The following is a 13,310-nucleotide window of genomic DNA, read 5'->3' on the forward strand; positions in this document are numbered from 1 at the left end:
TAGACGGGCCGCCGGCCTTCTCGTGCCCCATTTATCGGTGCCTGGCCGGTACCTTGATCGCATGTCGACGCTGATGCTGCCGTTCCGGGCCAGAGGTCGGGATGGGCGGATCGTGATCAAGGTTCGGGCGAATGACGATCCGTACGCGACCGGGCATGATCGGGTGGCGAAGAACTTCGATCATGAGGCGTTCAGGGGGTTTCCGGTGCTCACGGCCGAGGTGGAGTTCGGTGGGGAGGGCCGGCCGGGTGGTTCTCCTGGATCCAGCTGATCCGGCATGTCCGCAACGGGGAGACCATCGATGAGGAGATCGACGGCCACCCGCTGTACGTGCAGGGCTATCACCCGACGTTCGCCGACGCACCGGCGAATCCTGATCATCTCGACCTCGACTGGCTGGCCGACGCGTTCCTGATCGACGTCGTCGGCCGCGAGCTCACGCCGGTCGTCGGGTTCAGCTGGGGCTATCGGCGGTTCCTCGACGATCGCACCGAGCTGCTCCCGCTCGAGCCCGCCGGCGCCGACGCCTGGCCGCGGCTCAAGGGCCGGCTGGAGCGGGACTACGACGGGTGGACGGCTGTCTCGTGAGGGCGCCGGTCCGGCGGCCCTGATGTGTTCGTGATCTTGGTTCGGTAGATCAGCCGGCGGAGCAGCCACTCGGCCGGGCCGCGGCGGTCGGCTCGGTCGAGGGCGACGGCGAGGGCCACGGACAGGAGCCAGGTGGCCACGGCGACCAGGGCCGCCTGCCACTCGGTGAGCCGACCGCCCATCCCGAGGCCCCAAGCACTCAACAGCGGGGCGAAGATCACCGACTGGAGCAGGTAGCTGGACAGCGATCGCCGGCCGACGGCGGTCAGCGCTCCGACGACGGGACCGGCCGGCCGGGCCGGGCTGATGCGGGCGGCGATCAGGGCGAAGCCGGCCGCGTACCCGAGGGCGGCGAACAGGCCGGTGCAGCCGTGCAGCAGCAGCGGCGCCCACGGCGGCAGGCTCAGCACCCCGTGGTGCACCAGGACCGACGGTGTCGCCCCGGCCCAGCCGATCGCGATGCCGACGACCGTGACCCGGGTCAGGACTCCCCGGTGGGCACCGGGTGATTCGAGGACGCGGTGCCGGGCGCAGAGGATGGCGATCAACACCGCCAGCGGGACCACCAGGCCCAGCACGCCCTGCCCGACCGTCACCGGCAGCCACAGCTGGAGTCGGGGCAGTACGGAGTCGAGGTAGGGCGTGATCGCGGCCAGTTGCGGGCCGGTCAACTCCAGCCGGGCGGCCTCGGGCGGCATGATCATTCCGGCGATCAGGGCGGCGATCGCCAGCAGGACCAGGATTCCGCCGAGCACGACGATCCAGGCGATCAAGGTCCGGTCCCGGCGCCGCAGAAACAGCCCGACCACGATCAGCCCGATCAGGCCGTAGGCGCCGAGGACGTCGGCATACCAGAGCAGGGCGGCATGAACCGCGCCGAACCCGATCAGCCACAGGTGTCGTCGCTGCAACAGCCGGCGCGCCGCTCGCTCGTCCTGACCGTGCCGCTGCTGGCGGGTGTACAGCTGCCAGATGCCGTACCCGAAAAGGAATGCGAACAGCGGATAGCTTCGCGCGTCGATCACCGTGATCGCGATGCTCTGCCAGATCGCCTCCGGTCCGGAGGCGCCGGCCCGATGGGCGCTGAGTCCGGACGTGGGCGCCCCGTACAGGTGCCAGGACACGTTCGCCAGGGCGATCAGCAGCAGCATCAGCCCGCGCGCAAGGTCCGGCGCGACGATCCGCCCGGCCGGCGCCGATCCGTTCATCCGCTCACCCACCCTCTCGAGAAGCTTACAATGTAAGCAACCATAGACTTACGACGTAAGTCGATCAAGGGTGGGTGCCGGCCGAGCCGCGTCGCCGAGAGCTTCAGGACTCGGGCGGGGGTGCGGTCGACGAGGCGATCTCGAGCCGGCAGGGGATGAGCTGAGGTGGTGGAACGCTGCCGCCCGCTACCAGGGTGATCAAGGACTCGACGCCGAGCCGGCCGAGTTCCGGTCCGGGTGACCGCATGATCGTCAGGGCGGGATCGCTGAGCGACGGCAGTTCGCGGGAGGCGACCAGGGGGAGGACCGAGATGTCGCCCGGGATGTCGCGGCCGGTCCGGCGAAGTTCGGAGACCAGGCCCAGTGAGGCGTACTCCCTCATGATCATGACCGCCGTCACGTCGGGATGATCATGCGCCAGCCGCCCGGCCAGTTCACGGCCGGCGGCGGCTGTCGTACCGGAGCGCAGGATGGTCGGCTCCAAGCCGTACGCCTCGGCGGTGGCCTGGAAGGCGGCCTCGGAGCGCACGTACGGGCCGTAGTCGATCATGCCCGGGTCGGACCGGTCGCCGGAGACCAGCACCAGCCGCCGGTGGCCGAGCTCGTGAAGATGCGCGACCGCCTCCCGGATGGTGGCGTCGAAGTCGATGTCGACGTGCACGTACGGGGTCGGGTCGGCGGTCCGCCCGATCAGCGCGAACGGCATCCGGGCCGCCTCCAGGACGGCGACCCTGGGATCGTCCAGTTGGACCTCCATCAGCAGCACCCCGTCGACCAGCCCTTCGCCGATCAGTTCCTTCAGTTCGGCCGCGTCGTTGCTGACCGGCCAGAGCACCAGATGATGATCGAGCCGCGCTGCAGTGGCGGCCGCGCTGGTGAAGAACTCGAGCGCCGACGAACTCAGATCGTGGTCCAGCGCCGGGTACGCCATGGCCAGGATGTGGGTCCGCCGGCTGGCCAGCGCGCGGGCGACGGCGTTGCGCCGGAAGCCGAGGTCGGCCATGGCCTGCTCGATCCGGGTCCGGGTGTCGGCGGCGACCGGCTTGGTGCCGTTGACGACGAACGAGACCGTGGCGATCGAGACGCCGGCCCGATCGGCGACATCGCGCATGGTGACCATCTCGTAGACCTCCTGCACACCCTTGACAGCGCCGAACCGGTCGTTGCAGGATCGAACCTGCGCCAAGGTTAAGCGCTTTAATCCCTCTCCTTCCACTCTCGCACAGATCCACGGGGTGCCGGAGCGGTTAGGCGCACGAGTACCAGCGAAGGGGCTGTCGGATTCGCCGGCGGCGCCGTGAAATGATCAAGGAAACAGGGGAGTGAACATGACCGCACCGGTACGGGTGCTCGTCTGGGGCGAGAACCGGCACGAGCAGGTGGAGCCGCACGTCCGGGAGATCTACCCGAACGGCATGCACACCACGATCGCCGAGGGGATCACGGAGAGGCTCGGCGACCGGGCCGAGGTGCGTACGACCACCCTGGACGAGCCGGACCACGGCCTGACCGACGACGTGCTGGCCAACACCGACGTCCTGGTCTGGTGGGGCCACGCGGCGCACGGCGAGGTCTCCGACACCGTGGTCGAACGGGTGCACGAGCACGTGCTGTCCGGCCTCGGGTTGCTGGTGCTGCACTCCGGACACTGGTCCAAGATCTTCGGCAAGCTGATGGGCACCACCTGCACGCTGCGCTGGCGCAGCGAACAGGACCGGGAACTGGTCTGGACCGTCAACCCGACCCACCCGATCGCCCAGGGCGTGCCGAACCCGATCATCATCGACGAGCAGGAGATGTACGGCGAGTTCTTCGACATCCCGACGCCGGACGAGTTGATCTTCATCTCCTCGTTCACCGGCGGCGAGGTGTTCCGGTCCGGCTGCACGTTCCGGCGCGGTCGCGGCAAGATCTTCTTCTTCTCGCCCGGTGATCAGGACTACCCGGTCTACCACCACGCGGACGTGCGGACGGTGATCGCGAACGGCGTCGAGTGGGCCCGACCGGAACTCGAGCGGAAGATCCCGGTGCTGCTCCGGTACGAGACCGACGACTTCTTCAACGGCCACGGCTACACGGGCGCGATCAAGAGCGAGTCGACCGAGGAAGGTGCCGATGGCTGAGCCGCTCCGGTTGATTCAGGCCGGCGCCGGCGGGATGGGCCGGGCCTGGCTCCGGACGATCGCCGCCAACCCGGACGTCCGGCTGGTCGGCCTGGTCGACCTGGATCCCGCGGTGGCCGAGGCCGCCGCGGCCGATCATGGTTTCGCCGGCATCGAGGTCGCCGGCTCGGTGCCGGACCTGCTCGAGCGCGTCGGGGCCGACGCGTTGATCAACGTCACCGTGCCGGAGGCGCACCTCTCGGTGTCCGAGCAGGCCCTCGAACGGGGTCTGGCGGTGCTCTGCGAGAAGCCGCTGGCGCCGTCGGTCGCGGAGTGCCGGACCATGATCGACTCCGCCGCGGCGGCCGGCCGGCTGCTGATGGTGTCCCAGTCCCGGCGCTACTTCCGTACCCTGCATGCGTTCGAGCGACAGTTGATCAAGCTGGGCCCGCCGGAGCTGCTCACCTGCGAGTTCTTCAAGGCGCCGCACTTCGGCGGGTTCCGGGACGCGATGGCCGAACCGCTGCTGGTGGACATGGCGATCCACCAGTTCGACCTGGCCCGGAAGCTGATCGGTGCCGAGCCGGTGTCGGTCCGCTGCCGTTCCTTCAACCCGTCCTGGAGTTGGTACGCCGGCAACGCGGCGGCCGAGGCCACCTTCGAGTTCGCCGGCGGCGCGGTGTTCACCTTCGTCGGCAGCTGGTGCTCGCCCGGCCTGGAGACCTCCTGGAACGGCAGTTGGCGGGCCAGCACCGCCGCCGGCACGGCCCGCTGGGACGGTGATCATGCTCCGGTCGCGGAGCTGGCCGACGGCACCGCGATCCCGTCCGAGGTCGGCACCGAGCCGGAGCAGATCGCCGGCAGCCTGGCCGAGTTCGTGCAGGCTCTCCGAACCGGGGCGGCGCCGCAGAGCGAGGCCCGTACCAACATCAACAGCGTCGCCATGGTCGAGGCCGCGGTCCGGTCCAGCCAGACCGGCACGACCGTCGCCCTGGCCGACCTCACCCCGTCGGACCGAGGGCGATGATCAACACGCTCGCGCTGAGCAGTGTGCTGACCGGGACCTGGACGATGCGTTCGTTGCGGCTCCGGGAGATCACGTTCGGCACGATGCTCAGGACGCAGTAGCCGAACAGGATCCAGGTCAGCACCATGATCACGGGCAGCGTGCTGCCGGGCAGCACCCCGGCCCGGCTCAACAGCAGGGCGGCGAAGCCCGTATAGAGGCCGAGCGCGACGACGGCGGCCCACCGCAGCCGGCTCGGCAGCACGCGATGCCGACCGCCCCAGGCGATCGATCCCAGGGGCACTCCCGCGATCAGCAGCACCTGCATCACGGCCAGCCCGGCCAGCAGGGTCAGGGCGACGATCAGCGCGACCGTGATCATGGTCGGGCTCCGGCCGGCGTCTCGGACAACAGCTCGGCCAGCCAGTCGACCAGCCCCTGACCGGCGCTCAGGCCGAAGTCCAGCACCCGGCGCGGATAGCGGCCGGTTTCATGATCGGCTTCGAGGGCGGTCTTGACCTGCTGCAACGACCGGTGATCGGTGACGGCCCGCTGGTGGAGCCTGCGCAGCACCTCGTGACGCTGGTCCGGATCGTCGACCAGGCCGAGCAGGAACACCCGGGCCAGGGCGGCCAGCTCGGTGTCCTCGGTCGACCCGGGCGTCCGCATCCAGTCCAGCCAGGTCCGCCTGCCGCGAGCGGTGACCCGATAACGCTTCTTGCCCCGGGCCGTGTCGGGGGTCCCGACCACGGCGACCTCGCCCGCGTCGGCCAGCTGGCGCAGTGCGCGGTGAATGCTGCCGAAGCTGGCCGCGTAGATGTGCGAGATCCCGGAGGCGAACCGGCGGTGCAGGTCGTACAGCGTCTGCGGTTGAGCCAGCAACAGGCCCAGGATGAAGTACTTCACGCAACCAATGTATCTCCGAGATATGTCGCAACCAAGCTGCGGCGGAATCTTCCAGGTGCCTTGACGGGATCTTCCATGGTTCGCCGGTGATCACTCCGCGGAGAATGGTGATCATGACGAGCGTGCAGTCCGAGCGGGCGCTTCCGCTGAGTGACGAGGAATTCCGGGCCTGGGAGGCCGACGGCTACCACGTGGCCCGGGGCCTGTTCTCGGCCGAGGAGGTCGGTGCGATCCGGGACCGGTTCGACCGGCTGGCGGAGCGGCGGGAGCCGATCGAGGGGCACTGGGCGTACGACCCGGAGGCGACCGACGTGCTCGGCCGGTACCCGCGGGTGATGCACCCGCACGAGCTCGACCCGGCCAACGTCGACCTCTACCTCGATCGCCGGGTGCAGCGGGTGCTCCGGCAGTTGATGGGCGAGGAGGTCATCGGCTGCCAGACGATGTTCTACTTCAAGCCGCCGGGCGCCCGCGGCCAGGCCTTCCACCAGGACAACTACTACCTGTTGGTGCAGCCGTACACCTGCATCGCGGCCTGGCTCGCCGTCGACCGCTCGTACCCGGAGAACGGCGGCCTGCAGGTCTGCCCCGGCACCCACACGATGGACCTCGCGTGCCCCGAGGACGCCGACCTGTCGACCAGCTTCGTCGACGACTACGTCGCGCCGCCGCCGGGCCATGAGCCGGTCGGCCTGGACCTCGCTCCCGGTGACATGCTGTTCTTCACCGGCAGCGTCATCCACGGCTCGGGCCCGAACGCCACCGAGAACGAGTGGCGGCGCTCCTTCATCAGCCACTACATGCCGGTCAGCGCCACCCACATCGGCGGCTGGTACCTGCCGCACATGATGGACTTCGACGGCAATCCGGTGACCAAGGAGACCACCGCCTGGGGCGGTCCGTGCGGCGAGGAGAGCCCGAGATTCCGCGGCTTCCACTGACGATCATGATCATCATCATGCGTTCAGGTCAGGCCGCATCGCGATAGAGCTGTTCCAGAGTGATCAGGTGCAGTCGTGGGTCGGTCGCGGCCATCGCCTGGACCTCCTGGGTGAAACCCGCCCCGCTGAAGAGCAGGAAGTGGGTGTCGTCGACGTCAAGTTTTCTTTGTGCCAAGAGATCCCGGGCCCGATGAAGACGGCGGACTTGGCTGAGGCCAAGTTTCTCGGCCCACTTCGCCTCCCCCAAGGCGAGGACGCGTGGCCGCTCCGACTGTTCGGCGGCGGTCACCGCCACATCGATCTCGATCTGGCTGCGGGCTGCGGGATCGTTGACCACGGCGTTGCCCACGCGGTTCGCGAACTCGCCGAGGAGGTCGACATCATGATCGCGAACATAGCTACGGCAGACGCTTTCGAAATGGGGTCCGAGCACTTGAGCCTTGAACGTGTGCTCGACCGACCGCCAGACCTCTGCGGCCCGGCCCGATTCCAGAACTGCCCAGCGGGTTCGCATGATCGCCTCATAGAAGATGATCAAGGGCTCGTTGATCCGATACTGGACGCGCTTGGCGCCGAACGTGTCGGGCTGCCGCTCCGTCAAGCCGCAATCCTCGAGCACGCGGAGCGGGTGGGCGATCTCGGCCGCCTTCCGCCCGACGTAGCTCGCGATCCCACCGTTGGTGCAATGGCCCGCGGCGATGGCCGCAAGGACGGATTGATAGAGCGCCGGATCCCTGATGTCCGGTTCCTCCGAGAGCAGGTAGCGCGCCTCTCGAAACAGGGGGACTTGCGGGTTGAGGACGACCCGGACGATCCAGGCGTCGAAGTCGTCCAGACCGGCTGGCACATCGCCGCGGTTGAACTCGTACCGATAGGCAGGAGTGCCGCCGACGACCGCGTGCACCAGAAGAGCGAGATGTGGATCGCTGAGTCCCCAGAACTCGGCCGCATCGCGATAGCCGAACGGTCTCATGATCAACTCCAGGCCTGCGCGACCGCGCAGTGGTGCGGTCCCGGAGAGCAGCCGCCCCATGACCGAAAGAGCGGAGCCGCAGAGAATCAGTCGAGCACTGCTGTCGGCGCCGGAACCGCCCGGCCCCAACTCGCGCTGCAGAATCGAGGGCAAGGCGGGCGAGGGCGCGATGAGGAAGGGGAACTCATCGATCACCACGGGCCGTGGGCGGCCCCGAACGCTGGTGAACAGGTATCGGATCGCGTCGTCCCAGGTTCGGACATCCGCCCCAGGTACGGAGCCGGTCTGCTGCGCGATGGAGCGGGTGAACTGGCGGATCGACTCGGCCTCGGTGGCCTCGGTCGCGCCGAAATAGACGCCGTCGGCGGCCTCGGTGAGCGCGCGGAGCAGGAAGCTCTTGCCTTGGCGTCGCCGGCCCGAGACCACCCCCAGGGTCGCGCCGCCCGCGGCCGAGCCGGGGGCCGGCAGAAAGTCGGTGAGCCCGGCCCACTCCTGATGCCGATCGAACACCGATGGCGGCTTCTCCATCACCCTCGCTTTACTAAAGTACAGTTTACTAAAGTGTACTTTAGCATCCCGCGTTCGGGTCAGCGATCGGCGCCGACCAGGGGCGGCACCAGGGTGGCCAGCCGGGTCTTGATGTCCGGCGCCAACTCCCGGTCCCGTTCGGTCTCCGACGGCAGTGCGTCGAAGATCAGCTGGAAGCGCTGCTCGAGCACCGGCGCGATGTAGCGGTCGGTGATCACGTACAGCTCGCCGGACCGGACCGCGTCGAGCACCTGGCGGCCGACCTCGTCCGGGGACAGTCCGCGCTCCTTGAGCAGGGTCTCCGCGACCGCCACCCGCGGATCGTCCTCGCGGCCCTCGATCCGGGCGCTGTTGCGGATCACGTCGGTGGCCACGAAGCCGGGGCAGAGCACGGTCACGCCGATCCCGTTCTCGGTCAGCTCGGGCTGCTGCCGCAGCGACTCGGAGAGCCCGACGACCGCGAACTTGCTCGTCGCGTAGGTCAGGTTCGGGCTCGCGATCAGGCCGGCGCCGGACGCCGTGTTGACGATGTGGCCGGGACCGCCACGGGCGATCATCCGCGGCAGCACGAGCTGGACGCCGTTGACGACGCCGCCGAGGTTCACGCCGAGAACCAGGTCCCAGTTGTCCCAGCTGAGGTCGCCGGCCTTCGCCAACGTACCGAGGCCGGCGTTGTTGCAGAGCACCTCGATCGGCCCGAACCGCTGCTCGACCTCGTCGATCACCCGTCCGTACGCCGCTCGGTCACGGACGTCGAGCCGGTAGCCCGCCGCCGCCTCCGGTCGACCGGTCAGGTCGTTCAACTCCGCCGCGGCCGCGCTCACCCGAGCCTCGTCGAGATCCGCCAGTGCGACGTTCGCCCCGGCCTCGACGAACGCCCTCGCCATGCCGAGCCCGATGCCCTGCGCGCCGCCCGTGATGAAGACCGTTCGGCCCGAGATGTCCCTCATGCGTCCTCCTCGTCGTGTTCGTACCTCCAGAATAATGACAGTTACCATCATTTAAAAGTCACTGTCACATTGCTTCGGTCTGACCCGGCGGCGACAATGGCGGGCATGAATCCGCCCGGGCTGCGCGAGCGCAAGAAGCAGCGCACCCGGACCGCGATCCAGCAGCACGCACTCCGGCTCTACCGGGAGCAGGGGTACGGCAGCACCACGACGGAGCAGATCGCGGCCGCCGCCGAGGTCTCGCCGAGCACGTTCTTCCGCTACTTCCCGACCAAGACCGACACCGTGCTGTACGACCGGCTCGATCCGCTGGCCGTCGACGCGATCCTGGCCCAGCCGGCCGACGTGCCGCCGCTCCGGGCCGTGCGGAACGCGCTGCGTGAGGTGCTGGAGGCGCTCAGTCCGGAGGAGTTGGCGCTGGAGGCCAGCCGCTGGCGACTGGTCAGCGAGGTGCCGGAGTTGCGCGCCGCCGCCTCGGCCCAGATCGAGACGACCCTGCCGGTGTTCGCCGAGGTGATCGGCCGGCGGGTCGGGCGGCCGGCGGACGACGAGGCCGTGGTCGCCTGGACCGGGGCCGTGGTGGGCACGATCATCGCCAGCCTGTTCGCCGCGTTCGACCGGGGCGACCGGGACCTGATCGGCTCCGTGCACCGCGGCCTGGCTCACCTCGAGGCCGGTCCGGCCTCCCTGACCAGTGCCGACGGGGGACCTTAGTCGCTGCCTTAGGTACCTTAGGCGCCGACTGAGGTGCCCGGGTCGGCAAAGATCGGGCAGTTGACTCATGTGCGGGACCGGGGCTTAGACCGAGTCTGGATACATCGAGAAAGAACGATGTGGAAGGTACTCCGATGAGCCTCAACAGTGACTACTTCATCACCGCCGTAGTGACCCAGCGGGTGGCTGAGCTGACCGCGGAGGCCGAACGGGACCGACTGGCGCGCGAGGCCCTGGCCGGCCGGCCGAACTGGCTGCAGCGGCACTTCGCCAAGCGTCGGCGCCGCAACCCCGCCGGGTTTCAGCCGACGCCGGAGCCCGCCCCGCAGCCGGAACCGGCTCAGCAGCCGGAGCCGGCCCCGCAGCAGGAACCGGTCGAGACGGGGCCGAAGGCGTCGGCCCGCGAACTGGTCGGGACCGGCCGGGTCAACGGGATCTGAGCGGAGCTCGCCGTGATGACACGATGGACGCATGGATCGTCCGGGCGGTACGAGATTCGGACATAACATGCCGAAGCGCATGGTGGGTCGCGAGCCGCAACTCGAGGAGTTGCACCGCCAGCTCGGAGCCGTCGCCGGTGGCAGCAGTCGACTGATCCTGGTCGGCGGCGACACCGGCGGCGGCAAGACCACGTTGGTGCACGCCTTCGCGAGCCGGCTGGTGGGCGCCGACGTCGCCGTCGAGCTGACCGAGTGTGTGCCGCTGGAGGGGCTGGCCTACGCCCCGATCAGTCAGTTGCTGCGCCGGATGATCGACGTACACGGTGCGGACCGGGTGCTCGCCTGGGCCGGTGCGTCCCGGGGCGGGCTGTCCGCGCTGCTGCCGGACCTGGTGGCCACCCCGGTGGCGCCGGAGACCTTGCGACTTCAGCTGTACGAGGCGGTCGCGCACGTGATCGAGCAGGCCAGCCGGGTCCGGCCGCTCGTCTTGATCATCGAGGATCTGCACTGGGCCGATCAGTCCACCCGGCAACTGCTCGGCTTTCTGACCCGCGCCCTGGTCGACGCGCCGGTGCTGATGATCATGACCTTCCGCCGGGACGAGCTGACCCGGCGCCATCCGGTGCGGACCTTCCTGGCCGAGATCGGCCGGCTGCCGCAGGTACGCCGGATCGAGCTGCCCCGGCTGTCCCGGGACGAGGTCACCGAGTTGTTGATCAACCTGATCGGCCGGGATCCGGACCAGACCATGATCGAGTTGATCATGCAGCGCAGCGAGGGCGTGCCGTACTTCATCGAGGAGTTGGCCCGCTCCAGCCAGGACGGCCGGGACGCGCTTCCGGACAGCCTGCGCGATGCCCTGGGCCTGCGGATCCAGGCCCTGTCGGACGAGACCCAGGCCGTGCTCCGGATTGCGGCGATCGGCGGCATCCGGGTTGATCACACCGTCCTCGAAGGGGTGGCCCGGGCCGCCGGCCGGACGACGGCGACCGAGCTCGACGCCGCACTCCGCGAGGCGACCGACGCGCAGGTGCTGCGAACCGACGAGACCGGCTACGTGTTCAGCCACGCCCTGCTGCAGGAGACGATCAACGAGGACGTGCTGCCCGGTCAGCGGGCCCGGCTGCACGCCAACTACGCAACGGTTCTGGAGGGTCTGACCCACCTTCCGGAGCGGATCCGGGTGACCGAGATCGCGCGGCACTGGTTCGGTGCTCATGATCAGAAACTCGCCTTCTGCTGGGCGCTGCGGGCGGCCCGGACGACCGACGTGGCGGCCCACGAGTCGCTGCTGATGTATGACCGGGTGCTGGAGCTGTGGGACCAGGTGGAGGCGCCGGAGACGATCGCCGGCCCGCGGGCGGACGTGCTGCAGGCGGCGGCGGAGCAGGCCCAGGCCGCGGTCGAGCCGGAGCGGGCGCTGGCCTTGATCAACGAGTCGCTGGCCGAGTCCGCGCCCGACGATCATGAGGGCAGGGCGGCTCGGTTGATCATCAAGGCCAGGCTGCTGACCACCCTGATCCGCCCGGGCAGTGTCGCGGCGGCCCGGCAGGCGGTGGCCCTGGTGCCGGCCGACCCGCCGACGCCGCTGCGGGTCGAGGCGCTGAACCGGCTGGCGATAGACGTGATGCTGGAGTTGGGCGACCAGGTCGAGGGGCTCGCCGTCGCCCGCGAACTGATCGACCTGTCCCGGCGGCTCGGCCTGCCGGCCCTGGAGTCGCACGGACACAACTCGGCCGGCAGCGTCCTGGTCGCCGCCGGGCAGGAAGAGGCCGGGCTGGCCGAACTGGCGCTCGCCGAACCGCTCGCCCGCGGCGACGCGTCGACCATGATCAGGTACTACATCAACGGCTCGGACGCCGAGTACTGGGCCGGCCGCTACCGGACCGCGGCCGCCACGGCCCGGGCCGGCATCGACGCCGCCTACGGTCTCGGCCTGGACCGGACCATGGGCGCGATGCTGGCGGGCAACGCCGCCTGGCCGCTGCTGGCCCTCGGCGACTGGGCCGAGGCGGGCCGGATCGTCGACACCGCCCTGCGGCTGGAGCCGCCGGCGAAACACCGGACCCATCTCCGGATGATCCGGGGTTGGCTCACCCTGTGGTGGGGCGACGTGGCGGCCGCCGACCAACTGCTCGCCGAGTTCCGGTCCATGATCACCGAGGACCTCACGTCGCCGCAGTACGGGATGATGGCGCTCGGCCTGGAGCTGTGGCTGGGCCGCTGGACCGAGGACCCGGACCGGACCTGGCGAGCGACCGGTCAGATCCTGCGGCACTGGGACCGCCTGCACGGCGGCATGGTGTTCGAGCCGCTGGCCGTCGCCGCCTGGGCCGCCCGACTGCTGGACGGCGGGCCGGGGGAACGGGGCGAGGTCGTCCGTGACCATCTCCGGCGCAGCCTGCCGATGACGATCCGCGGCTTCTGGGAGCCCGTCATCGAGGCCGAACTCGAGGGGACCATCGATCTCTGGCGCCGGGCCTGGGCCGCGACGGACGGCTCCGACGGCCCGGTCGTGATTCGTCCGTACGTCGGCCTGCGGCTGGCCCAGGTGCTGGCCGACGCCGGCGAAGCCGCAGCCGAGGTGATCACCGACGCCACCGCCGCGGCGACCACCCTCGGCTCCGGCCTGCTGGTCGGCGCCCTGCGCGAGGCGGGCCGCCGCGCCGGTCTCGTACCCACCGAGGAGTCGAGTGCCCCGGCCGGCCCGCTGGACGGCCTGACCCCGCGGGAGCGCGAGGTGCTGACCCTCGTCGCGAAGGGCCGGACCAACGGCGAGATCGCCCGCGAGCTGGTGATCAGTACGAAGACGGCCAGCGTCCACGTCTCGAACATCCTGACCAAGTTCGGCGTCACCAACCGCGGCGAAGCCGCCGCCCTAGCCCACCACCTATCCGCCGACCAGTCATAAAAGCAGCGGTTTTGGCGGCGTGTCGCTGCGGAAGTGACCGGTC

Annotated in this window: 14 protein-coding genes; 8 read left to right on the forward strand and 6 right to left on the reverse strand. The window is 69.6% G+C overall.

Translation table 11 applies throughout. The annotated features are described in order from the left end of the window. Positions 1-61 precede the first annotated feature (61 nt). Both BKA15_RS17895 and BKA15_RS17900 read left to right on the forward strand, forming a co-directional pair. Positions 62-271 (forward strand): hypothetical protein, encoded by a 210-nt coding sequence (locus BKA15_RS17895; protein WP_179752978.1) that lies wholly within the window; start codon positions 62-64, stop codon positions 269-271. A 59-nt stretch (positions 272-330) separates the two neighbouring features. Next, positions 331-588: a hypothetical protein gene (locus BKA15_RS17900; RefSeq protein ID WP_179752980.1), complete on the forward strand. Its 258-nt coding sequence runs from the start codon at positions 331-333 to the stop codon at positions 586-588. Here BKA15_RS17900 and BKA15_RS17905 read toward each other — a convergent pair. Then, on the reverse strand, positions 561-1,796 hold the full coding sequence (locus BKA15_RS17905; protein WP_179752982.1) for a DUF418 domain-containing protein: 1,236 nt from the start codon (positions 1,794-1,796) through the stop codon (positions 561-563). The genes BKA15_RS17900 and BKA15_RS17905 overlap by 28 nt on opposite strands. Before the next feature lie 103 nt (positions 1,797-1,899). After that, a complete protein-coding gene (locus tag BKA15_RS17910; protein ID WP_179752984.1) occupies positions 1,900-2,916 on the reverse strand; it encodes a LacI family DNA-binding transcriptional regulator in 1,017 nt (338 codons plus the stop codon). A gap of 208 nt (positions 2,917-3,124) precedes the next feature. Here BKA15_RS17910 and BKA15_RS17915 point away from each other — a divergent pair, with 208 nt between their 5' ends. Together BKA15_RS17915 and BKA15_RS17920 are read left to right on the forward strand one after the other, a co-directional pair. After that, a complete protein-coding gene (locus BKA15_RS17915; RefSeq protein WP_179752985.1) occupies positions 3,125-3,919 on the forward strand; it encodes a ThuA domain-containing protein in 795 nt (264 codons plus the stop codon). Next, entirely contained in the window at positions 3,912-4,925 is a 1,014-nt protein-coding gene (locus tag BKA15_RS17920; protein ID WP_179752987.1) for a Gfo/Idh/MocA family protein, read from the forward strand. Before BKA15_RS17915 ends, BKA15_RS17920 begins: the two co-directional genes overlap by 8 nt. Here the strand turns inward: BKA15_RS17920 and BKA15_RS17925 are convergent. Both BKA15_RS17925 and BKA15_RS17930 read right to left on the reverse strand, forming a co-directional pair. Beyond that, the gene (locus BKA15_RS17925) at positions 4,900-5,286 is read right to left on the reverse strand and encodes a hypothetical protein (RefSeq protein ID WP_179752990.1); all 387 of its coding nucleotides are present in this window, start codon (positions 5,284-5,286) and stop codon (positions 4,900-4,902) included. The genes BKA15_RS17920 and BKA15_RS17925 overlap by 26 nt on opposite strands. Beyond that, a complete protein-coding gene (locus BKA15_RS17930; RefSeq protein ID WP_179752992.1) occupies positions 5,283-5,810 on the reverse strand; it encodes a helix-turn-helix transcriptional regulator in 528 nt (175 codons plus the stop codon). Before BKA15_RS17930 ends, BKA15_RS17925 begins: the two co-directional genes overlap by 4 nt. Before the next feature lie 113 nt (positions 5,811-5,923). On the opposite strand from BKA15_RS17930, the gene BKA15_RS17935 reads away from it, so the two are divergent. Beyond that, complete coding sequence (locus tag BKA15_RS17935; protein ID WP_179752994.1) at positions 5,924-6,751, forward strand: phytanoyl-CoA dioxygenase family protein; 828 nt, start codon at positions 5,924-5,926, stop codon at positions 6,749-6,751. A gap of 28 nt (positions 6,752-6,779) precedes the next feature. Here the strand turns inward: BKA15_RS17935 and BKA15_RS17940 are convergent, their stop codons facing one another. Beyond that, a complete protein-coding gene (locus tag BKA15_RS17940; RefSeq protein WP_179758539.1) occupies positions 6,780-8,252 on the reverse strand; it encodes an AAA family ATPase in 1,473 nt (490 codons plus the stop codon). Positions 8,253-8,311: 59 nt separating this feature from the next. Next, positions 8,312-9,202, reverse strand: a complete 891-nt coding sequence (locus BKA15_RS17945) for an SDR family oxidoreductase (RefSeq protein WP_179752996.1) — start codon at positions 9,200-9,202, stop codon at positions 8,312-8,314. A 105-nt stretch (positions 9,203-9,307) separates the two neighbouring features. Between BKA15_RS17945 and BKA15_RS17950 the strand changes: the two genes are divergently transcribed. From BKA15_RS17950 to BKA15_RS17960, 3 genes are all read left to right on the forward strand, one after another. Continuing rightward, positions 9,308-9,916 carry an acyl-CoA-like ligand-binding transcription factor gene (locus BKA15_RS17950; RefSeq protein WP_218871432.1) on the forward strand — a complete coding sequence of 203 codons (609 nt, stop codon included), beginning with the start codon at positions 9,308-9,310 and terminating at the stop codon, positions 9,914-9,916. Between the two features lie 134 nt (positions 9,917-10,050). Further along, the gene (locus BKA15_RS17955; protein WP_179753000.1) at positions 10,051-10,356 is read left to right on the forward strand and encodes a hypothetical protein; all 306 of its coding nucleotides are present in this window, start codon (positions 10,051-10,053) and stop codon (positions 10,354-10,356) included. Positions 10,357-10,435: 79 nt separating this feature from the next. Further along, positions 10,436-13,267 carry a helix-turn-helix transcriptional regulator gene (locus tag BKA15_RS17960; protein ID WP_179753002.1) on the forward strand — a complete coding sequence of 944 codons (2,832 nt, stop codon included), beginning with the start codon at positions 10,436-10,438 and terminating at the stop codon, positions 13,265-13,267. Positions 13,268-13,310: the final 43 nt, after the last annotated feature.

The sequence above is a fragment of the Microlunatus parietis genome, from assembly GCF_013407955.1.
Taxonomy (GTDB): domain Bacteria; phylum Actinomycetota; class Actinomycetes; order Propionibacteriales; family Propionibacteriaceae; genus Microlunatus; species Microlunatus parietis.